This window comes from Bradyrhizobium sp. LTSP849, from assembly GCF_000938255.1.
GTDB lineage: Bacteria > Pseudomonadota > Alphaproteobacteria > Rhizobiales > Xanthobacteraceae > Bradyrhizobium.
Genome location: NZ_JYMR01000018.1, coordinates 193,344 through 215,763, shown reverse-complemented (window position 1 = coordinate 215,763; position 22,420 = coordinate 193,344). Strand labels below are relative to the sequence as shown.

The 22,420-nt window shown below is 64.7% G+C and carries 15 protein-coding genes and 1 pseudogene; 9 read left to right on the top strand and 7 right to left on the bottom strand.

The genetic code is table 11. The annotated features are described in order from the left end of the window. Positions 1 to 38 precede the first annotated feature (38 nt). Positions 39 to 928, bottom strand: a pseudogene (locus UB31_RS14510) (LysR substrate-binding domain-containing protein). Positions 929 to 1,030: 102 nt separating this feature from the next. On the opposite strand from UB31_RS14510, the gene UB31_RS14505 reads away from it, so the two are divergent. Continuing rightward, complete coding sequence (locus tag UB31_RS14505; RefSeq protein ID WP_045004021.1) at positions 1,031 to 1,783, top strand: sulfite exporter TauE/SafE family protein; 753 nt, start codon at positions 1,031 to 1,033, stop codon at positions 1,781 to 1,783. 7 nt (positions 1,784 to 1,790) lie between these two features. On the opposite strand, the gene UB31_RS14500 is transcribed toward UB31_RS14505, so the two are convergent. Continuing rightward, complete coding sequence (locus UB31_RS14500) at positions 1,791 to 2,423, bottom strand: LysE family translocator (RefSeq protein WP_045011299.1); 633 nt, start codon at positions 2,421 to 2,423, stop codon at positions 1,791 to 1,793. A 228-nt stretch (positions 2,424 to 2,651) separates the two neighbouring features. Here UB31_RS14500 and UB31_RS14495 point away from each other — a divergent pair, with 228 nt between their 5' ends. Then, positions 2,652 to 4,433 (top strand): adenylate/guanylate cyclase domain-containing protein, encoded by a 1,782-nt coding sequence (locus UB31_RS14495; RefSeq protein WP_045011298.1) that lies wholly within the window; start codon positions 2,652 to 2,654, stop codon positions 4,431 to 4,433. Between the two features lie 188 nt (positions 4,434 to 4,621). Continuing rightward, a complete protein-coding gene (locus UB31_RS14490) occupies positions 4,622 to 7,429 on the top strand; it encodes a di-heme-cytochrome C peroxidase (protein ID WP_045011297.1) in 2,808 nt (935 codons plus the stop codon). A gap of 53 nt (positions 7,430 to 7,482) precedes the next feature. On the opposite strand, the gene UB31_RS14485 is transcribed toward UB31_RS14490, so the two are convergent. Beyond that, complete coding sequence (locus UB31_RS14485) at positions 7,483 to 8,430, bottom strand: alpha/beta fold hydrolase (protein WP_045011296.1); 948 nt, start codon at positions 8,428 to 8,430, stop codon at positions 7,483 to 7,485. A gap of 207 nt (positions 8,431 to 8,637) precedes the next feature. Between UB31_RS14485 and UB31_RS14480 the strand changes: the two genes are divergently transcribed. After that, complete coding sequence (locus UB31_RS14480; RefSeq protein WP_045004256.1) at positions 8,638 to 9,099, top strand: Hsp20 family protein; 462 nt, start codon at positions 8,638 to 8,640, stop codon at positions 9,097 to 9,099. Between the two features lie 153 nt (positions 9,100 to 9,252). Continuing rightward, entirely contained in the window at positions 9,253 to 10,023 is a 771-nt protein-coding gene (locus UB31_RS14475) for an alpha/beta fold hydrolase (RefSeq protein ID WP_045011295.1), read from the top strand. A gap of 265 nt (positions 10,024 to 10,288) precedes the next feature. On the opposite strand, the gene UB31_RS14470 is transcribed toward UB31_RS14475, so the two are convergent. Beyond that, on the bottom strand, positions 10,289 to 11,053 hold the full coding sequence (locus tag UB31_RS14470; protein WP_045011294.1) for a hypothetical protein: 765 nt from the start codon (positions 11,051 to 11,053) through the stop codon (positions 10,289 to 10,291). Between the two features lie 488 nt (positions 11,054 to 11,541). On the opposite strand from UB31_RS14470, the gene gltB reads away from it, so the two are divergent. Together gltB and UB31_RS14460 are read left to right on the top strand one after the other, a co-directional pair. Then, complete coding sequence (gene gltB / locus UB31_RS14465) at positions 11,542 to 16,275, top strand: glutamate synthase large subunit (RefSeq protein WP_045011293.1); 4,734 nt, start codon at positions 11,542 to 11,544, stop codon at positions 16,273 to 16,275. A 143-nt stretch (positions 16,276 to 16,418) separates the two neighbouring features. After that, on the top strand, positions 16,419 to 17,870 hold the full coding sequence (locus tag UB31_RS14460; protein ID WP_045011292.1) for a glutamate synthase subunit beta: 1,452 nt from the start codon (positions 16,419 to 16,421) through the stop codon (positions 17,868 to 17,870). Between the two features lie 139 nt (positions 17,871 to 18,009). Here UB31_RS14460 and UB31_RS14455 read toward each other — a convergent pair whose 3' ends face one another. Next, positions 18,010 to 19,752, bottom strand: a complete 1,743-nt coding sequence (locus UB31_RS14455; RefSeq protein ID WP_045011291.1) for an outer membrane beta-barrel protein — start codon at positions 19,750 to 19,752, stop codon at positions 18,010 to 18,012. 191 nt (positions 19,753 to 19,943) lie between these two features. Here UB31_RS14455 and UB31_RS14450 point away from each other — a divergent pair, with 191 nt between their 5' ends. Beyond that, on the top strand, positions 19,944 to 20,951 hold the full coding sequence (locus tag UB31_RS14450; RefSeq protein WP_045011290.1) for a KpsF/GutQ family sugar-phosphate isomerase: 1,008 nt from the start codon (positions 19,944 to 19,946) through the stop codon (positions 20,949 to 20,951). A gap of 13 nt (positions 20,952 to 20,964) precedes the next feature. On the opposite strand, the gene UB31_RS14445 is transcribed toward UB31_RS14450, so the two are convergent. Then, entirely contained in the window at positions 20,965 to 21,516 is a 552-nt protein-coding gene (locus UB31_RS14445) for a carboxymuconolactone decarboxylase family protein (RefSeq protein WP_045011289.1), read from the bottom strand. A gap of 71 nt (positions 21,517 to 21,587) precedes the next feature. On the opposite strand from UB31_RS14445, the gene UB31_RS14440 reads away from it, so the two are divergent. Next, on the top strand, positions 21,588 to 21,914 hold the full coding sequence (locus UB31_RS14440; protein ID WP_045004041.1) for a winged helix-turn-helix transcriptional regulator: 327 nt from the start codon (positions 21,588 to 21,590) through the stop codon (positions 21,912 to 21,914). Between the two features lie 45 nt (positions 21,915 to 21,959). Here UB31_RS14440 and UB31_RS14435 read toward each other — a convergent pair whose 3' ends face one another. Then, the gene (locus UB31_RS14435) at positions 21,960 to 22,403 is read right to left on the bottom strand and encodes an NfeD family protein (protein WP_045011288.1); all 444 of its coding nucleotides are present in this window, start codon (positions 22,401 to 22,403) and stop codon (positions 21,960 to 21,962) included. Positions 22,404 to 22,420 lie beyond the last annotated feature (17 nt).

Below are 22,420 nucleotides of genomic sequence, written 5' to 3'. Positions count from 1 at the left end.
GCGGCCGCAGCATCAGCTCACATTGGCGCGCGCCCCCCTCACATCGCCGCCGCGCGCAAATGCTCCACCAGCATCTTCGCCGGCCTGGGCAACGCCTTGAAACTGCGCGCGCAGATCACGAGCTTGCGGTTGGCCCAGCTGTCGCGCAGGCGGACCATGGCGAGCGGCATCAGTTTTGCGCAGCGGCGGGCGGCGGCTTCGGGCACCAAGGCAACGCCGACATCGGCGGCGACCATCTGGCAGATCGCGTCGAAGTCGCGCAGCCGCGCGCGAAAATGCGGGCGCATGCCGAGCCGCGCGGCGTGCTTCGAAATATGGACCTGAAGCGCGGTGGCGCTGGTCAACCCGACGAACTCGCAAGCCCCGCCTCCTGGAAATCGATCTGGCGGCGGCCGGCGAACGGGCCGCGGCGCGACGTCACCAGCGTCAAGCGATCCTCGCTGAAGACGAAGCGTTCGATATGGTCCGGCAGCGCGTGCTCGGCGGCGAAACCGAGATCGGCAGCACCGGCGGTAATTGCAGCCGCAATGTCGGTGCTCTCGCGCTCCTCGATGTCGATGGCGACGTCGCGATGCTCGCGTAGGAAGCCGGCGAGCGCCTTCGGCAGATGCTCGGACAGGCCCGAGGTGTTGGCGAGGAAATGCACGCTCGCCCGCACGCCGCTGGCAAAGCCCGCAAGATCGCCGCGCATGGCGTCGACCTGGTGGATCACGACCCGCGCGTGGTCGAGCAGGCTCTCGCCGGCCGCGGTCAGCTCGACGCCGCGGCGGCCGCGCTTCAAGAGCGCGACGCCGAAGGCGTCCTCGAGCCCCTTGATCCGCGCGCTGGCGGACGCCAGTGCCAGATGCGACCGCTCCGCGCCGCGGGTGATGCTGCGCTGGTCGGCGACCGCAATGAAAAGCTGGAGATCGACGAGGTCGAAACGCATGGCAGATCTCCTTGGCAGGTCTCCTCAGCCTTCGGCTAGCACGAAGGCTGTCTCCGTAACCTCCAGATTGTGCCGACGCGCGGCTTCGGTCAATGTGCAGGGATGATCGACCCGCTTCTCATTCTTATCGCCGCCGTCTTCCTGATCGCCGGATTCGTCAAGGGCGTGGTCGGGCTCGGCCTGCCGACCGTCTCCATGGGCCTGCTCGCAGTGAACATGGCCCCCAGCCGCGCGATCGCCATCGTGATCGTGCCCGCCATCGTCACCAACATCTGGCAGACCTTTGTCGGCCCTCATTTGCGCGACATCCTGAAGCGGCTATGGCCGCTGATGATCGGCACCGTGATCGGATGCTGGCTCAATGCCGGCGCGCTGACGGGTCCCTATGCGCGCTATGGCACGGTCGTGCTGGGTGTGCTGCTCGTCATCTATGCCGTGATCGGGCTGAACAAGTTCCAGTTCCACGTCGCGCCGAACAACGAGAAATGGGTCGGTGGTGTGGTCGGTGTCATCACCGGCGTGATCTCGGCCTCGACCGGCGTGCAGGTGATCCCCTCGATGCCGTTCATGCAGGCGATCGGCATGGAGAAGGACGAACTGGTGCAGGCACTCGGCGTGTTCTTCACGACGGCGACGCTGGCGCTCGCCTTCAACTTGACCGCGGGTGGCCTGCTGACGCCAGCCAATGCCGTGCCTGGCGCGGTCGCCATGGCCACGGCCTTTGCCGGCATGTTCATCGGCCAGTCGGTGCGGGTGCGGATGCCGGCGGAAGCGTTTCGCCGCTGGTTCCTGATCGCGATGGTCCTGCTCGGCGTCTATCTGGCCGGCAGCGCGCTGCTGAAGGAATTCGCGTAAGGAAAAGTTACCGCGTCTCCAGCATGGCGACGCGGATGCCAAGATAGATGAAGAGGCAGCCCAAGGTCCGGTTGACCCAGGCGATCACGCCCTCGGACTGCCGCAACCGGTTGGCGGCTTTCGCGGCGAACGCCGCCAGCACCAGGCACCACAGCGTTCCCGTGCAGATGAAGATCAGGCCGAGCGTCAGGAAGGCGAGCGGCTTGTGGGGCGCATCGGCCGCGACGAATTGCGGCAGGAAGGCCAGGAAGAACAGCGCGACCTTGGGATTGAGCGCGTTGGTGAAGACGCCCTGGAGGAAAACCCGCCGCAGCGAGTTCCGCTCCGCCTCGTCCTTGACCGCCACAAGCGCCGGCCGCGACCACAGCATCTGAAGGCCGGTGAGGACCAGATAGGCCGCGCCGACCAGCTTCAGGATCGAGAACGCGGTGGATGAGGCCATCAGGAGGGCCGAAAGACCGATGGCCGCTCCCGCGACGTGGAAAAAGCAGCCGCAACTGATGCCGAATGCTGCTGCAGCCCCGCCGCGCCAGCCCATCTGCATGCTGCGGCCGATGACATAGACCGTATCAGGTCCCGGCGTGATGTTGAGCAGCACGCCCGACAGGATGAACAGCCAGATCTCGTGAATGCCCAGCATGTGAATGCCCCCGCCGCCCCGGCCGGGCGGTCTGAAGGGATTCGGCTTAATCGGTTCGCACCCAATCGTCCACCGCCGGAATTGCGTAGGATTTGCATCGAATTTGCAATGCGGTTCATACTTTCGCTCGGCCTCATCTGCTCTATAAAGGCCGGGTTCTTGAAATGCGGGATTCGCGGGCCGCTGCCACGCGGTGGCAGGTCTCCGCTCCTTTGGAGCTCCGAGGATATGGAAAGACGTCTGGCCGCCATCGTCTGCGCCGATGTCGCCGGGTATTCGCGGATGATGGGCAGTGACGAGGCCGGCACCCATGCCGCCTTCAAGGCCCATCGCAGCGCGATCCACCCCATCATCCTCAATCATGGCGGCCGCGTCGTGAAGAACACCGGCGACGGCTTCCTGCTGGAATTCCCCTCTATCGTCGGCGCCACTGAAGCCGCGATCGCGATGCAGACGCTGATGGCGGAGCGCAACGACCACCTGCCCGCCGACCGCGCCATGCAGTTCCGGCTCGGCATCCATATGGGTGACGTCATCGCCGACGAGGACGAGGTGTTCGGCGACGACGTCAACATTGCCGTCCGCCTCGAATCCGTGGCGAGCCCGGGCGGGTTCGCGATTTCGGCCAAGGCTTACAAGGAAGCGAGCAAGCATCTCACTGTGCCGCTGGTCGATGGCGGCAATCACCGCTTCAAGAACATCAAGGATCCGGTCGGGATATGGACCTGGACGCCCGAGGGCGCGACTACGCGCGTGCCCGAGGCGAAGGAGGCCCTGTCGCGGACCGCGATCGTCGGCGTGCTGCCCTTTGCCAATCTCAGCGACGCCCAGGACGAATATTTCTCCGACGGACTGACCGAGGATTTGATCCACGCGCTGTCGCTGCAATCCTTCTACCGTGTGCTGAGCCGCAACTCGACCTTCGCATTCAAGGGCAAGAACGCGAGCACCCGCCTGATCGCGCGCGAGATCGACGCCACCTATTTGATCCAGGGTTCGGTGCGGCGTGCCGGAGCCAAGATCCGCGTCACCGCCGAGCTGATCGCGCCGGAGACGGGCGAGCAACTCTGGACCGGCCGCTATGACCGCGACATCGGCGACTTCTTCGCGATGCAGGACGAGATCACGACCAGCCTGTCCGCCGCCATCGCCACCGAGATTGTCCGCGCCGAAGCCTCCGCGCCCGCGCGCCTCACCACCGACGTGACAGCCTGGGACCGCTTCCTCAAGGGGCTTTCGCATTACTATCGGCAGACCAAGGAGGATCTGGACGCCGCCATTGACCTGTTCAAGGAGGCGATCGCACTCGATCCGAAACTGTCGATTGCGCACGCCTACCTCGCCACGATCCAGATCCAGAGCATCCAGTTCGGCTGGATCAAGGGAACGCGCGAATTGTGGGCCGAGGCGATGAACCTCGCCGAAAACAGCGTCCGGCTCGACCCGCGCTCGTCCTTCGCGTTCTCAGTTCTGTCCTGGGCCCACGCCATGGAGGGGCATTACGAGGCGGCGATGGACGCCGCCAAGCGCGCGGTCGCGCTCAACCCCTACGACATGGGCGCGCGCGGCGTGCTCGGCATCTGCCACTTCGTCATCGGCGAGCACCGGCAGGCGATCGAGCTGTTCTCGATGGCCGCGCAACGCGACAACAGCGACCCGCGCTATCAATGGGCGGCGCTGAACGCCTTCAGCCATTATCTCGTCGGCCAATATGACGCCACCCTGTCGTGGGCGCGCGAGCAGCTCTACGTCAATCCGAACCACTTGCAGGCCTTGGCGATCCGCGCCGCAGCGCTGGCGCAATCGGGACGGACCGGCGAGGCAATCGAGGCGACCTCCGTGCTGATGGGCAATTACCCGACCCTGAACGTCGACCGGCATCTGCGGAATTTTCACTGGAAGAGGCCCGAGGACCTCGCGCATTATCGCGAAGGGCTGCTGAAGGCGGGCGTGCCGGTCAGCAAGCTCACTTTGGTTCAGAGCGACGTCAAACGCGCTGCCGAATCCTGAGGGCAAGTTCTGAGGACAAGCCGCGCGCTCACGTCCACCTTTATTGACACCACAGTGAATTCAGCCACACTTCGTCACACGCTGAAGTAGTATTGTCTTTCGGCGTCGGCGCTGTCTGTTTGTTAAACTTTCCGCGCTTGATCGGCGTGACCGCTTTTCGCGATTCGTTTCTTTCAGGATTTTGACCGATGGATGACTCCCGCAAGAAACCCTTCGACCCCTCAATCCAGGTCTCGCCGAACAATCCCTGCCCGTTCCTGCGCGGCCTCGTCGGCGAAGGTTTTGTCGACGGCGGCACCGTCCCGCTCCGGACGGTGTCGCAGACCATCGCAAATGCAAGCGGCGAGACTGGAGCGAAAAAGACGCTCGCCCGCATCCAGGTCCGCGGCGTTGCGCTCATCGCCAATGGCGCCTGTCACATCCTGCAAAGCATTTTCTGGGGCACGCAGCTCGATAGGCTGCGCGGCGGCCCGCTCGACAAGCTCGGTGCCGGCTCGCGCATCCTCGGCGTCGACGGGCGCGTCAACGAGGACGAGATCGCGCGGCTCACCGGTTTCGGCAGCACCTATGCCGATCCCGATGGCGGCACCGAGACCGGGCTCAACGCCTCGCAAATCCAGACCTTCATGGACGACAATCTCAAGCGCGCCGGCAATCAAGCTCGCTGGTACTACCCAATCCTGATGAAGTTCGAATGGCCGGTCCTGCTCAAGATCATGGGCAAGGGCCAGGGTGATGACCGCTATCTCAGCGTGGCCGAGGTGAGGACATTGTTCAACGAACGCAAATTCCCTGACAGGATCACCCAGCGGATGGTCAGCCAGCCGGTCAAACCGCCCTCGCTCATATTGCGCGCCGCCGGCGGATTGGTCGCCGCGCTCCTCGTCTTTGGCATCGTGGCGCTGCGCTTTCCCGATCAATTCCAGCCGATGCTGCCCAGCGTCATCGGCCAGTTCGTCGCCCCGCCATTGCCGAAACTTGTCGAACCCCGGGCCGCGTACTGGCTTGAGCAAAACTGGGCGCTGGAGGACCGGCACTGGTTTCATCATGCCAGCCAGGGCACCGCGACCTTCCCGGTGCCCTATAGCTGGTTCATGGCGCTCGAGCAGCCGCGGCTTCACTTCTTTGCAAAGCCCGGGATGCTGCATGACAGCGACCATCTGCAGCGCTTCGGCTTCATCCCCAGCCCGCAGACGATCAACACCGACGACGCCACGCTGCGTCGGTTCGGCTATGCCAACGTCTACGACAAGACGAAGCCGGTGCCGGCTCGGCTTTGGGATCCGCCGGTCAACTGGGGCACCCAGGCTGAAAACGTCGGCGGCCTGCCCGTCGGCTTTGCGCGCATGACCGGCGTGCCCGATCCTGCGACCGGCCAGCTCGGCGAGGACCGGATCGGCCTGACCTGCGCCGCCTGCCATACCGGCCAGATCCACTACAAAGGCATCGACATTCGCTTCGACGGCGGCCCGGCGATGACCGACCTCAGGAAGCTCGAGGTCACGACCGGTCTGTCGATCGCCTACACGCTCCTTGTGCCGGGTCGCTTCACGCGCTTCGCCGACCGTGTGCTCGGCCCCTCCGCCAGCGATGCGGATCGCGATGCGCTGAAGCAGAAGCTGCAAACGATCGGCACGTTCCTGAAAGACTGGGAGGAAACCTACGCGAAAACCATCGACGGCAAGACGAGGTTCAACGAGAAGACGAAGCGGGACGAGCCGCAGGAGGACACGGAAGAAGGATACGGCCGTCTCGACGCGCTCAACCGCATCGGCAATCAGGTCTTCGCCCAGGACATGACGCTCAGCGGCCTCAGCGGCTTCGAAAAGAATCTGCATGCCAAGGACGCGCCGGTCAGCTTCCCGCCGATCTGGACCGTGCCCTGGCTCAAATTCGCGCAATATGACGCGTCCATCGAACAACCGCTGATCCGCAATGCCGGCGAAGCGCTGGGCGTGACCGCGCTGCTCAATTTGTCCGACAATACCCCCAAGGACACGCTGTTCCGCTCGTCGATGGACATCAAGAATCTGAACTGGATCGAGGAGTTGCTGGCAGGGTCCCCGCCCCATCCGAAAAAGCAGCTCAGTGGACTGACGTCGCCGAAATGGCCATCGGACATCTTCGGCGATGGTGCCTGGAAAATCGACGGCGACCGCGTCAAGAACGGCCGCAAGCTCTATGCGGAGATCTGCGTCGAATGCCATCTCGGGCCGGTCAACGATCCCGTGTTCGACACGGAATTTCCGGACAAGAGCATCTGGTCCTCGTCGCGCTGGGAACCCATCGGCGACAAGAAATTTCTGAACGAGGTCCAGAAAAGCGTCAAAGGCATGGGGACCGATCCCGCTCAGGCCAATGTGCTGGCGAAACGGACGGTTCAGGTGCCGGGCTTTCTCAAGCTCGATCCCACGCAGAACCTCAATGCCTGGTGGAGCTGCAATCTGCCGGAGATCTCTTCGACCGACATGCCGTACTCGCTCGGCCTGATGGTGCTCGTCGACATCGTCAGCCGCAAAGCGATGGACGATGCGAAGATCGATCCGAAGGTTCAGAAGATCTGGTGGGGTGAGCGCCAGAACTGCCCCAATCCCGGTCCTCAGCCGCCCGAGCCCGAGAAAGAGCCGCGGCCCTGGTATCGCGCTCGCCCGCTCAACGGCGTCTGGGCCACCGCGCCTTACCTGCACAACGGATCGGTGCCCTCGCTGTACTGGATGCTGAGCCCCGCGGCCGAGCGCCCCAAATCGTTCTGCATGGGCGGTGGTCGCGACTACGATCCGAAGCAGGTCGGCTTCACGGTCGTCGACGGCGAGAGCTGCAAGACCGGGCAGTCGCGCTTCTCGACGCGAGCGTCGGACGGCACCGAGATGTTCGGCAACAGCAATGCCGGCCACTCGTTCGATGGCACGCCGGGCCCCGGCAAGGACGGCACCATCGGCCGCGTGCTCAAAGAGCAAGAGCGCTACGACCTGATCGAATATCTGAAGACGTTGTAGCGCGCCTTCTTCCCTTGCCCCTCAATCGGGGTGAGGGAGCGCACCGTCGCGCCTCACCCGAACAGCGGCGTGCCCGGCACGAACGCGTCGAAGGCGGCCCAGAATTGCGAGCGGTAGCGGTCCTGCTCCTGGAGGATCTCGTGCTTCGAGCCGGCGATGACGAGGTGGGAGCCGGCCCGCAGATGATAAGCGAACTCCTCGATTGCCGCGGTCGAGACTACGGTGTCGTTGGACGCCGCCAGCATCAGGATCGGCTGGCGGATTTCGGACGGATAGCTCATGCCCTTGAAGGTCTTCATCGCCCTGAACGCCGTATCGGCCCAGGCGACCGTCGGTGACGCCAGCCCGAGCGTCGGATCCTCCTCCAGGATCGCGGCATTGCGCGCGTAGCGCACGGGGTCGCTGGTGAGGTGATTGTTGATGAAGGGATCGAGCCCGGTGAGGCGATCGCTGCCGCCGGGGACGTAGCTGCCGCCCTGCCCCGTCAGGCGCATCGTCTTGAGCAGCGCCCGTACCGGAAACGAGGTGGCGCGGCCGGGCAGATCGATCATCGGCGCCGACAGCACCATGCGATCGAACCAGCGCTTGCCCGCATGCGCCACCCGCAGCATCACCGCGCCGCCCATGGAATGGGCGAGCGCGAAGAAGGGCGGCGGGCAATCTGGCAGCACCACCTGCTGCACGAAGGTCTCGACGTCGATCTCGAAGTCGGCGAAGTCGCGCACATAGCCCTTGCGCGGATCGCGCAGCCGCCGCGAGGAATGCCCCTGCCCACGCCAGTCGATCATCGCCACCGCAAAACCGCGGTCGCGCAGGTCGCGCACGGTCTCGAAATATTTCTCGATCGATTCGCTGCGTCCGGTAAAGACGCAGACCGTCCCCTTGCGGCCCGCCGGCGGCGCCCAGCGCGCAAAGCGAAGCTCGGCGCCATCAGGCGTCTTGATGGTGCCGCTGACGACGTCTTCGGGAACGGGATTGGACGGAATCGAGACCAGCGTCATGGGTGGGAAATGCTAAAATCAAGGGGCGGGGGAGCGCCGAAAAGGCGCCAATACGGCCCTCTTGAACGCAGTTTCCCAAAACCCATATCACCTTGGTGCAGGCCGCTACCAGTGTTTCGGAACCGGAACATCAGGCTGCACACAGACGAAAGCCCGGCCCGATTGGCGGGCGGGTTATCCAACAGTCGCTCAATGGAGGACTTGACCATGCGTACCTACGATCTGACGCCCTTCTATCGTTCCACCGTCGGCTTCGACCGTCTCTTCAACCTGCTCGACCAGACGAGCTCGGACGGCAGCCCCGGTTATCCCCCCTACAACATCGAGCGTACCGGCGAGAACGCCTACCGCATCACGGTTGCGGTCTCCGGCTTCGCCAAAGATGAGCTCTCCATCGTCGCGAAGGAAAACACGCTGACGATCAAGGGCGAGAAAGTCGCCAACGAGAACAGCAAAGCCGAAGTGCTCTACCGCGGCATCGCCGCGCGTGCCTTCGAGCGCGCCTTCCAGCTTGCCGATTTCGTGCTGGTAAAGAACGCCTCGCTCGAGAACGGCCTGCTTCACGTCGATCTCGTGCGCGAGATTCCCGAAGCCAAGAAGCCGCGCCAGATCGCGATCAACACCGGCGCGCAAGGCGCGCAGGTGATCGAGAACTCGGCCGCCGCCTAAACCGCGCACGCCACTTCCAGGTTGCGAAAACGCCCCGGTGCCCCGGGGCGTTTTTTCTTTTGCACCGCATCACAGAGAGGTGAAGTGGCGTAACGACGCCGCCCCACGTTCCGTCCTTTAGGTATCGAACCCAAAACAAGACGGAGAACGATCATGAAACTTTGGCGCAGCCTTTTCGTCGCCGCGAGCCTGCTGGCGGCTCCCATCAGCCTCGCTCACGCCCAGACCCCGCAGACCGTGAAGGCCAAGAACGTCGTGCTGGTGCACGGCGCCTGGGCTGACGGCTCGAGCTGGTCGGAAGTCATCCTGATCCTCCAGGCCGCCGGATTGCACGTCACCGCCGTGCAGAACCCGCTGTCGTCGCTTGCGGAGTCCGTCGAGGCGACCAAGCGCGCGCTGGCCGAGCAGGACGGCCCGACCGTGCTGGTCGCGCATTCCTGGGGCGGTACCGTGATCAGCCAGGTCGGCACCGATCCGAAGGTCTCCGGGCTCGTCTACATCGCCGCCCGCGCCCCCGATGCGAACGAGGATTTTGTCGCGCTGTCGAAGCAATTCCCGACCGGCCCGGTGCGCGCCGGCATCGTCGAGCGCGACGGTTACACCAAGCTCTCGGAAGACGCGTTCCTGAAGTATTTCGCCAATGGTGTGAAGCCCGAGCAGGCCAAGGAGCTCTATGCCGTGCAATGGCCGACCGCAGCGTCGATCTTCGCCGGCCGCACCACTGAGGCCGCCTGGCATTCGAAGCCGAGCTGGTACGCAGTGTCGAAGAACGACGGCACGATCAACCCGGACTTCGAGCGCTTCCTCGCCAAGCGTATGAACGCCACCACGATCGAGCTCGATGCCGGCCACCTCTCGCTGGTCTCGCATCCGAAGGAAGTCGCGAATTTGATCCTGGAGGCGGCGGGGTACGGGCACAGCTAAGTAGCGATTGCCTTGACGCAAAAGGCGCCCGGAATTTTCGGGCGCCTTTTGTTTTGTTGTTTTGCCCGGCTCTCTCCCGAACGTCGTCCCGGCGAAGGCCGGGACCCATATCCCCAGGGAGGAGTTTGGCGAAGACCCGTCGTTCGGTACTCCCACCGCCCACTATCGATACACCTCGCGGTATGGGTCCCGGCCTTCGCCGGGACGACACCGTGATTGCAGTACGCAGCTTGCGATCGAACAGACACCGCGCGTAAGCGCGCGCCTAATCCAACCCCTGCGCGGCCGGCATGTCCTGCGTGGGCAGGATCGTCGCCGCGGGCTTGGCCTGGCCTATCGTCGATGCTGGAGCTTGTGGCACCGCCTCGGCGGGCTTGGGCTGCGCGGCGGCAGTCTGCTGCACGGGTTGAGCCTGCGGCGCCGTCTCGGGCGCTGCCGGCTTGATGGCCACCACCGGCGCCTCGCCGCGCGGCGGGGCGGCCTTGGGCAGTGGCGCAGCGCGGCTGGCGACATGCGGGATCGAGGCGGGCGGGCGCGGCGGCCCGCCGCGGATGGCGGTCGGCGGCGGCAGCGCGCTTTGCGGGCCGTAAGGCGCAACGGCGCGCTCCTCATAGGCCGGCGCCATGCCATAGGCATCAGCGGTCGGCATGAACCGCAAAATCCGTCCGTCGCGGGCGTCGATCACCAGCCGCCCGTCATCGCCGCGGCGGTCGATCACCGCGATGGTGTAGACGGCGCCGCGCAAGCGCGGGATGCCAAGCGGAGAGAAGCCGTTGTCGCGCAACACGGCGTAGACCTCGGTTGCCGGCAGCAGCGCCGGTCCCGGGCCGCGCTCATCATAGCCATAGCCATAACGCGGCGATGGTGGCGGGGCGGCTTCGGACGGCCCGTATGGCCCATCGAAATCCGAGACCGCGACATAGGGCCCTTGGGCCCCTCGCGCCGCTCCGTTCGCCAGCACTTGCGCCTCAGCAGCATTTGCCACCAGCGCCAGCGCGGCGGCGGCCACACATCCTGTGAAAAACTTCATGGTCGAAACGCTCCTGTCAGGCCCCGAATTGCTTGCGCTCTTTCGCTTCTTGCGGCGTGGCGCTCCTTTCGAAGGGCTGAGGTGAAGCTTCATTGGGGATTCCGGCGTCGGCGGGGCCGGATCAGGGCGCGTTTGCTTCAAAACCGCGGCCGCTCGCCATGCGGAAAGCGCTGATTGACTCGTTGGGAATCGGGACTTGCGCGCGCTTGTGTGATAGACAAAAATTTGGCAAGGTGATTGTTAGGACAGGAAGACTGTCTCAATTTTGCTTGCGGTTCCGGCATAGGGATTGCAACGAAGTCGGTGCTTTCGAGCGCCAAGAAGGCAACAGGTAGAGCCGTTCTCGGGGACGTAGAGCGCCTTGGCCTGAATTTAAGAAAATGCGGCTCGCAGCGGACGAGCGGTGGCCCAAAAGCGGGTGCCGCGGAACGCCCAAGGTGCGCCGAAGATAGCGGTGAGGCAGCTTGCCGCATGGAGAGGACGAGGACATGAACGGGTCGCAATTCGAGCGCGCAAACATCGTGGCAGAAGAGCTGTCGGCGACGGTCGCCTCGAAAACGACCGATCCGATTCAGGAACACAATTCGCGCCCGCCCGCCGTTGGCCTCTACGATCCGAGCCTGGAAAAGGATTCCTGCGGCGTCGGCTTCATCGCCAACATCAAGGGCAAGAAGTCGCACGAGATCGTCTCGGACGCGCTCAGCATCCTCTGCAACCTCGAGCATCGCGGCGCTGTCGGCGCCGACCCGCGCGCCGGCGACGGCGCCGGCATCCTGGTGCAGATCCCGCACGCCTTCTTCAGCCGCAAGGCCAAGGAGCTTGGCTTCGCGCTGCCCCAGCCCGGCGAATATGCAATCGGCGCGCTGTTCATGCCGCGCGACACCGCCTGGCGTAACGTCATCAAGAGCATCATCGCCGACCAGATCAAGGAAGAGGGTCTGACCCTGCTCGGCTGGCGCGACGTGCCGACCGACAATTCCTCGCTCGGCGTCACCGTGAAGCCGACCGAGCCCGCCTGCATGCAGGTGTTCATCGGCCGCAACGGCACCGCCAAGACCGAGGACGATTTCGAGCGCCGGCTCTACATCCTGCGCAAGTCGATCTCGCAGGCGATATACCAGCGCCGCGACCGCGGGCTTGCGGGCTATTATCCCTGCTCGATGTCCTGCCGCACCGTGATCTACAAGGGCATGTTCCTCGCCGACCAGCTCGGCAAGTACTATCCCGATTTGCACGAGAAGGACTTCGAGAGCGCGCTGGCGCTGGTGCATCAGCGCTTCTCGACCAACACCTTCCCGGCGTGGTCGCTGGCGCATCCCTACCGGATGATCGCGCATAACGGCGAGATCAACACGCTGCGCGGCAACACCAACTGGATGGCGGCACGCCAGGCCTCGGTCAGCTCCGAGCTCTACGGTAAGGACATCAACCGGCTCTGGCCGATCTCGTACGAAGGCCAGTCGGACACCGCCTGCTTCGACAACGCGCTCGAATTCCTGGTGCAGGGCGGATATTCGCTGCCGCACGCCGTCATGATGATGATTCCGGAGGCGTGGGCCGGCAATCCCTTGATGGATGAGACGCGCCGCGCCTTCTACGAATATCACGCCGCGCTGATGGAGCCGTGGGACGGCCCCGCCGCGATCGCGTTCACCGACGGTCGCAAGATCGGCGCCACGCTCGACCGCAACGGCCTGCGGCCCGCGCGCTATCTCGTGACCAAGGACGACCGCATCGTGATGGCGTCCGAGATGGGCGTGCTGACGATCCCCGAGGACCAGATCATCACCAAGTGGCGGCTCCAGCCCGGCAAGATGCTGCTGGTCGACCTCGAACAGGGCCGCCTGATCCCCGACGACGAGATCAAGGCTGACCTCGCCAAGAGCCATCCCTACAAGGAGTGGCTGGAGCGGACCCAGATCGTGCTGGAAGAGCTGCCGAAGGTTCCGACCACCGGCGTGCGCTCCAATTTGTCGCTGCTCGATCGCCAGCAGGCGTTCGGCTACAGCCAGGAAGACATCGCGATCCTGATGACGCCGATGGCCGCCATCGGCGAGGAGGCAGCCGGCTCGATGGGCAACGACACGCCGATCTCGGCGCTGTCGGACAAGGCCAAGCCGCTGTTCACCTACTTCAAGCAGAACTTTGCGCAGGTCACCAACCCGCCGATCGACCCGATCCGCGAGGAGCTGGTGATGAGCCTGGTCTCGATCATCGGACCGCGGCCGAACCTGTTCGACCTGCAAGGCCTCGCCACCACCAAGCGCCTCGAAGCGCGTCAGCCGATCCTGACCGATGCGGACCTCGAAAAGATCCGCTCGATCTCGGAAGTGGCCGAGTCGCACTTCAAGTCGCGCACGCTGGACACAACCTTCCACGCCGGCCTCGGCGCGGCTGGCATGGACCAGGTGCTCGACGAGCTCTGCGCGCGCGCTGAGAGCGCCGTGCGCGAAGGCGTCAATATCATCATCCTGTCCGACCGCATGGTCGGCACCGATCGCGTGCCGATCCCGTCGCTGCTCGCCTGCGCCGCCGTGCATCATCATCTGATCCGCACGGGTCTTCGCACCTCGGTCGGCCTCGTTGTCGAATCCGGCGAGCCGCGCGAAGTTCATCACTTCGCCTGCCTCGCGGGCTACGGCGCCGAAGCGATCAATCCCTATCTCGCGTTCGAGACCATCATCGCGATGAAGGACCGCCTGCCCGGCTCGCTCGACGATTACGAGATCGTCAAGCGCTACATCAAGTCGATCGGCAAGGGCCTGCTCAAGGTGATGTCCAAGATGGGCATCTCGACCTACCAATCCTATTGCGGCGCGCAGATCTTTGACGCCATCGGCCTCAAGGCGGAATTCGTCGGAAAGTTCTTTGCCGGCACGCATACCCGCGTCGAGGGCGTGGGCCTGGCCGAGATCGCGGAAGAGGCGGTGCGCCGCCATGCCGACGCGTTCGGCGAGGCGCTGGTCTACAAGACCTCGCTCGATGTCGGCGGCGAATATGCCTATCGCAGCCGCGGCGAGGATCATGCCTGGACCGCGGAGTCGGTGGGCCTGCTTCAGCACGCCGCGCGCGGCAATTCGCTCGAGCGCTACCGCGCCTTCGCAAAGATCCTCAACGAGCAGTCGGAGCGGCTCTTGACGCTGCGCGGCCTGTTCCGGGTCAAGACCGCGGAGGAAGACAAGCGCAAGCCGGTGCCGCTCGACCAGGTCGAGCCGGCCAAGGACATCGTCAAGCGTTTCGCCACCGGCGCCATGAGCTTCGGCTCGATCTCGCGCGAGGCGCACACCACGCTCGCGATCGCGATGAACCGGATCGGCGGCAAGTCGAACACCGGTGAAGGCGGCGAGGAATCCGACCGCTTCAAGCCGCTGCCGAACGGCGACAGCATGCGCTCGGCGATCAAGCAGGTCGCCTCGGGCCGCTTCGGCGTCACCACGGAGTATCTCGTCAACTCCGACATGATGCAGATCAAGATGGCGCAGGGCGCCAAGCCCGGCGAAGGCGGCCAGTTGCCCGGCCACAAGGTCGACGCGATCATCGCCAAGGTCCGGCACTCGACGCCGGGCGTCGGCCTGATCTCGCCGCCGCCGCACCACGACATCTACTCGATCGAGGATCTGGCGCAGCTCATCTACGACCTCAAGAACGTCAACCCGGCGGGCGACGTCTCGGTCAAGCTCGTCTCCGAAATCGGCGTCGGCACGGTGGCCGCGGGCGTTGCCAAGGCGCGCGCCGACCACGTTACGATCGCGGGCTTCGAGGGCGGCACCGGCGCTTCGCCGCTGACCTCGATCAAGCATGCCGGCAGCCCTTGGGAGATCGGCCTCGCCGAAACCCACCAGACGCTGGTGCGCGAGCGGCTGCGCAGCCGCATCGTGGTCCAGGTCGACGGCGGCTTCCGCACCGGACGTGACGTCGTGATCGGCGCGCTGCTCGGGGCCGACGAATTCGGCTTCGCCACCGCGCCGCTGATCGCGGCCGGGTGCATCATGATGCGCAAGTGCCATCTCAACACCTGCCCGGTCGGCGTCGCGACGCAGGATCCGGTCCTGCGCAAGCGCTTCACCGGCCAGCCCGAGCACGTGATCAACTACTTCTTCTTCGTCGCCGAAGAAGTGCGCGAGATCATGGCTTCGCTCGGCTACCGCACCTTCAACGAGATGATTGGCCAGGTCCAACTGCTCGACCAGACCAGGCTGGTCGCGCATTGGAAGGCCAAGGGGCTCGACTTCTCAAAACTGTTCGTCAAGCAGAAGGAAGAGAAGGGCCAGAAGATCTATCACTCGGAGCGCCAGAATCATCATCTGGAAGCCGTGCTCGATCGCACCCTGATCGAGAAGGCAACGCCCGCGCTCGACCGCGGCGCGCCGGTGAAGATCGAGGCCGGAATCAACAGCACCAACCGTTCCGCCGGCGCGATGCTGTCGGGCGCAATCGCCAAGATCTACGGCAATGCCGGCCTGCCGCATGACACCATCCAGGTCAGCCTCAAGGGCACCGCCGGCCAGGCTTTCGGCGCATGGCTCGCACATGGCGTCACCTTCGAGCTCGAAGGCGAAGCCAACGACTATGTCGGCAAGGGCCTCTCGGGCGGCAAGATCATCGTCAAGCCGCCCAGGAACAGCGCCATCGTGCCGGAAGAGAGCATCATCGTCGGCAACACCGTGATGTACGGCGCGACCGATGGCGAGTGCTACTTCCGCGGTGTCGCCGGCGAACGCTTTGCCGTGCGCAACTCCGGCGCGGTCGCCGTGGTCGAGGGCGCGGGCGATCATTGCTGCGAATACATGACCGGCGGCATCGTGGTCGTGCTCGGCAAGACCGGGCGCAACTTCGCGGCCGGCATGTCCGGCGGCATCGCCTATGTGCTCGACGAGAGCGGCGACTTCGACAAGCTCTGCAACATGGCGATGGTCGATCTCGAGCCGGTGCTGTCGGAAGAGCTCATCAACGCCGGCACCTATCATCACAGCGGTGACCTCGAGGCGCACGGCCGGGTCGACGTGTTCAAGAACCTGCTCGATTCCGACGTCGAGCGCTTGCACGTCCTGATCTCGCGCCATGCCAAGGCGACCGGCTCCAAGCGCGCCGCCGACATCCTTGCCAACTGGAAGGACTGGCTGCCCAAATTCCGCAAGGTGATGCCGGTCGAATACCGGCACGCGCTGCGCGAAATGGCAGCCAACGCGGACGCCGAGCCGAAAATCGCGATCGGGGCGTAGACATCACACCCCGTCATTGCGAGCGAAGCGAAGCAATCCAGACTTTCTCCTCGGATACACTGGATTGCTTCGAAGCTCACGCTCCTCGCAATGACGACAAGGAAGAAACAGAACGGATTTAAGCGGCAGGGACTTCGGGTTTAATGGGCAAGATCACGGGTTTTCTCGAAATCGAACGGCACGACCGCAAGTACACCCCGGTCGCCGAGCGCGTGAAGCATTACAACGAGTTCGTCGTTCCCTTGACCGAGAAGGAAACGCGCGACCAGGCCGCGCGCTGCATGAACTGCGGCATTCCCTATTGCCACGGCACCGGCTCGGTCGCGCCCGGCACGCCCGGCTGCCCGGTCAACAACCAGATCCCCGATTTCAACGACCTCGTCTATCAGGGCAATTGGGAAGAGGCGTCGCGCAATCTGCACTCGACCAACAATTTCCCGGAGTTCACCGGGCGCATTTGTCCGGCGCCGTGCGAGGCCTCCTGCACGCTCAACATCGACGACAACCCGGTCACCATCAAGACCATCGAATGCGCGATCGTCGACCGCGCCTGGGACAATGGCTGGCTCAAGCCTGAAGTCGCTTCCGTCAAGACTGGCAAGAAGGTCGCGGTGATCGGCGCAGGGCCAGCCGGCATGGCCTGTGCGCAGCAGCTCGCGCGCGCTGGCCACGATGTGCATCTGTTCGAGAAGTACGCCAAGGCCGGCGGCCTGCTGCGTTACGGTATTCCCGACTTCAAGATGGAAAAGGGCGTCATCGACCGCCGCATCACACAGATGGAAGGCGAAGGCGTCACCTTCCACTACAACAGCCATGTCGGCGCTGACGGCAATGTCGACCCGCGCGAGCTGCTCAACGAATACGATTCCGTGGCGCTGACCGGCGGCGCGGAAGCCCCGCGCGACCTGCCGATCCCCGGCCGCGACCTCGACGGCATCCACTATGCGATGGACTTCCTGCCGCAGCAGAACCGCCGCGTCTCAGAGGAGCCGCTGAACGGCGTCACCGAGATTCTGGCCGGCGGCAAGCATGTCGTCGTCATCGGCGGCGGCGACACTGGAAGCGACTGCATCGGCACCTCGCTGCGCCAGGGCGCGCTGTCGGTGACCCAGCTCGAGATCATGCCCGCTCCGCCCGAGCACGAGAACAAGGGCCTGACCTGGCCGAACTGGCCGCTGAAGATGCGCACCTCGTCGAGCCAGGCCGAAGGCGCGGTCCGCGAATACGCGGTGCTGACGCAGAAGTTTTCCGGCGAGAACGGCAAGGTCAAGAAGCTGCACTGCGTCCGCGTCGACGACAAGTTCAAGCCCATTGCCGGCACCGAGTTCGAGCTCGATGCCGAGCTGATCCTGCTCGCGATGGGTTTTGTGCACCCCGTGCACGAGGGCATGTTGAAGCTGCTCTCGGTCGACCTCGACCCGCGCGGCAACGTCAAGGCCAACCTGCTCGACTACCAGACCTCGCGCCCGAACGTGTTTGCGGCCGGCGACATGCGGCGGGGACAATCGCTGGTGGTGTGGGCGATCCGCGAGGGGCGGCTGTGCGCGCGGTCGATTGATACGTTCTTGATGGGGAAGACGGATCTGCCGCGGTAGTCGCTCGCGCTGCCGCCAGATTTACGGAAACTGTCATCGCCCGCGAAGGCGGGCGATCCAGTATTCCAGAGACGTCAAACGTATACGGATAGGCCGCGGCGTACTGGATGCCCCGCCTTCGCGGGGCATGACAGCGGAATTAATTCTGCAACCTCACCCCGACCATCACCACCGTCCCCTGCGAGCTTGAGCCCGGCTGGTTCGAATCCAGGATGTCGTGGCGCAGCGTGCCCTTGATCCAGACGTTGCGGTTGAGCTTGTAGATCAGGTTGCCTTCAATCGAGTAGGTCTTGTCGTTGCGGTTCTGGTCTTGATAGTCGTAGGTGCCGTAGGTGAACTTGCCGATGGCGGTGAGCCAGCGGCGGAAGTCGTGATCGACCTCGGCGGCGTAGGTGTGCACCAGCACGCCGGAGGAGCCGGGGATCGTGGTCTCGGCGATCTGCGTGTCGGTGGAGAATTTTACCGTGGTGAGACCGCTGGCATTCCAGATCAGCGAGCCCGAGGTGAGGAAGCCCGCGAGCTGGCTCAGCCGCGGGTCGACATAATTGCGCGCGGAATAGCCGACCGAGATTTCGCCGGTGAGGATGCGCGAGAATTCAAAGGACGTACCGACCTTGGCGTAGCCGCCGGATGAATCGCGCAGATAGCCGTTGCGGTCGGCGGCCTGGTCGTGGACGCGGTTGTCGCCCTCGATCTCGACGAACGGCTTCAGGCCCGGCTTGAGCTCGTAGGAGAAGCGCCCGACGCCGCCATACTGGTTGAAGTCGCGATCGTCATTGCTGAAGGTCGAGCCGTCGGTGAGCTTGGAGTCCGTATAGGCCGTGCGATCGATGGTGGCGCCGGCCGCGACCTGGAAGCGATTAAAAGTCTGGTCGAAACCGAAGGTGCCGCCATAGGTGGCGTAGATCGGATATTTTTGCAGACCCGCCTGCACGTTCGGGCTGCCGGGATTGTCGGTCGCGAGCCGCAGCCGGAACTGGGAGGTCAATTTGAGATCGCGATCGACGTCGAAGCGGCCGTCGACATGGCCGGTGAAATCGGGGCGGTCGATCTCGACCGGCGATGGCGAAGCAAAGCCGTCGATCGTCGCCGGCATGTTGTTGGTGTAGCCCGAGAACGAGCCGCGCAGATCGGCGACCAACGCGTGGCGTTCCCAGTCGGACACCACGAGAAGGTCGGGTGCGACCACGTAGACGGGCGAGCCGATCGGCTTCTGGAGACGCGCCGGATTGGTGTCGTAGCCAGTGGAGAGCTCGAGCCCGCCCTTGATCAGGAAGCTGCCGGCATAGTCGCCGACCGCGCCGAACGCATCGTCGTCGGCCTTGAGGCGGCGTCGCAAGGGCTGGCCGGGCACGGTGCCGGCCATCGCCGGCGGCACCGGTGTCTTGTGCGCGGTCTCCGACGGCGGCGGCGCGATGCGTGGCGGGCCGAGGCTCGTGTCCGGCGTCGCAGCCGGCACCGGTGAACCGGGCCCGACGGGTCGCTTCGGCTTTGCCTGGCCGGGATAGAGCTTTGGCTGCTGGCGCTTGCGATTGAGCGAGTCGTAACCGGAGCTGCTCGCGCCGTTCGCAGCAGGCAGGCCGTAGGTCGGGACCTGGCCGATGCGCGACGGCGCCGGCGTCTCGCGGCTCTTGCGCGGATCGACGTTGGGATCCGGCGGCGTCGGGATCGCATCCGACGGCGCCTGTGGCACGCCGGCCGTGCGGCGCGTCGGCAGCGTGTCCGGCGCGGCAAAGCCGCCGCGGTTGGGATTGAACAGGTCGGGCGTGAGGCTCTGGGCGGCCGCTGGGCCACTTTCCAGGGCCATCAGCAGCAGGCATGGCAAAGCGGCGCGAAAGGCGTACGCGCGACTGCTCCGGCCCCTGCCTGGAGGCGACCCCACGATGGAACAACTCCAACGAAATCAGACACTTCGTCGATGAGCTCCCGCGAACAGGCGGGAACCATCGTTAATGGAGTTAAAACAATTATGGTTAATGACCCGTTGAGGGTTCTGGGGCCCGCGTCGCCTCATCGGCCTCGGCGTGCTAAGGAGGCCTAATCGGGCGATTGCCCACCTCCCTGGATAGATGCATGCCGAGTTCGAAACCGCTGATGACCCAATCATCCGGCCCCACCCCTACCAGCGTCGAATCCGCGCTCCGCACGCTGGAGACGGAGAGCGGTGGCATCAATGCGCTCGCAGCCGCCTTGCGCGGTCCGCTGGGCGAGGCGTTTGCCAAGGCGGTCGACCTGATCCGGCAAGCCAAGGGCCGCGTCATTGTCACCGGACTCGGCAAGTCCGGCCACATGGCGCGCAAGATCGCGGCGACCTTGGCCTCGACCGGCACGCCGGCCTTCTTCGTTCACACCGCTGAAGCCGCCCATGGCGATCTCGGCATGATCACGACCGACGACGTCATCATGGCGCTGTCCTGGTCCGGCGAGCAGCCGGAGATGAAGACCCTGGTGAACTATTCGGCGCGGTTCGCGATCCCGATGATCGCGGTCACATCGAACGCGGCGTCCTCGCTCGGGCAAGCCGCCGACATCGTGATCGAGCTGCCCAAGGCGCGCGAAGCCTGCCCGCACAATCTGGCGCCGACCACCTCGACCCTGATGCAGGCGGCGATCGGCGACGCCATCGCGATTGCGCTTCTGGAAGGCCGCGGCTTCACGGCGCTGGAATTCGCGCATTTCCACCCCGGCGGCAAGCTCGGCGCCATGCTGAAATTCGTGCGCGACTACATGCGCACCGGCGCGGAGATTCCGGTCAAGCCGCTCGGCACCAAGATGTCGGACGCGGTGATGGAGATGTCGGCCAAGGGGCTTGGCTGCGTCTGCATCGTCAACGAGGCGAACGAGGCCGTCGGCATCATCACCGACGGCGATCTGCGCCGCCACATGCGGCCTGATCTTCTGACGGCGTCGGTTGATGACATCATGACCAAGCAGCCGAAGACGGTGCCGCCCTCGATGCTCGCGACCGAGATGATCGAGGTGCTGAACACTCGGAAAATCACGACGCTGGTCGTGACCGAGGCGGACAAGGTCGTCGGTATCGTGCATCTGCACGATTTGCTGCGGGCGGGCGTAGCGTAAGGCACGCCCCACGTCATTGCGGAAACCGCGCCGCCTTTTCCTCGAGCGGCAATCTCAGCCCATTCGCCAGATACGACACCGTGCGATAGAACCCGCACAGCAGCATGATCTCCAACATCTGCGCCTCGTCATAATGTGCCGCGAGCGCTGAAAACTCCGCGTCGGTGAACGTCGCGCGGTGATGCAACGCGTCGACGGCTGCGATCAGCGCCTGCTCGGCCGGCGACCAACACTGTGACATCGCTTCGCCTAGCACGGTCGCCCGAACCTCCTCCTCTGTGAGTTTCGCCGGCCCGCCAAAAATCGCGACATGCACGCCCCATTCATACTCGCATTTGTTCAGCGCGCAGGTGCGATCGATGACGAGCTCGCGCGCGCGCAACGACAGCGGCCCGGGATCGAGCAGGCCCCCGGCGCGGAATTTCTCCCAGGCGCGGGTGTGACCCGCCATCACCCGGAACAGCACCAGCGGCGGCGCGCCGCGCATGATGCGGTCGAACTGCGCCTGGATCTCCGGGGGATAAGGCGGCTTGAGCGGCGCGATGCGCGACGCGGGCTGGGACACGGGCTGCCTCCGTTGCTACAATTATCGTAGCTATATGCTACATTTTCTGTAGCAACGTGCAAGAGGTTTCGATGGCAAAACGGGCCGGCTCCAAAAACCGCAGCGTCCGCGGCTCGCGCACGGGACGGCCGATCATGGCGTTGCTCGACCTGCTCGGCCAACGCTGGACTCTGCGCATCCTGTGGGAGTTACGCGACACGCCCCTCACTTCCCGCGCGCTACGCACGGCCTGCGACGAGGCCTCACCGACGGTGCTGCAAGCGCGGCTGACGGAGTTGCGCGAGGCGGGGTTTGTGGAGCTGGGTGAAGGTGGAGGCTACGGGCTGACGCCGTTGGGGCGAGAGCTGTGCGAAACGTTCATGCCGCTGCACCGGTTTGCGGAGAGGTGGAAGAAGTAAGCGGCCCCTCTTACCCTCCCCCTCCAGGGAGGGTGAAGGAAAAGACTACGCCGCAGCCACCGTCAGATTCGCGCCGTCCACTTGCACCACCTTCACCCGCGTCCCCGCCGGCGTATCCGGCCCCGCGACGCGCCACACGGTGTCGCCGATGCGCACGGTGCCGTTGCCGTCGATGATCGGTTTCTCCAGCGTGAACTCGCGGCCGAGCAGAGCCTCGGTGCGTTTGTTGAGAAACGGGCTCGTGCTTGAGTCCGTCCGGCCCCGCGCCAGCCGGCGCCACACCGGGACGGCTGCCGCGGCGAACACCGCGAACATCACGAGCTGGATCTGCCACGATATGACAATAGCGAACGAGATCAGGCCGACCAGCAGGGCTGCCAGCCCGAGCCAGAACAGGAACACGCCCGGCGCCAGCACCTCCAGCGCCATCAGGATGAAGCCGAAGATCAGCCAGTTCCAGGTGCCGAGCGATACGAACATGTCGGTCATGACACGACCTCTTTGAA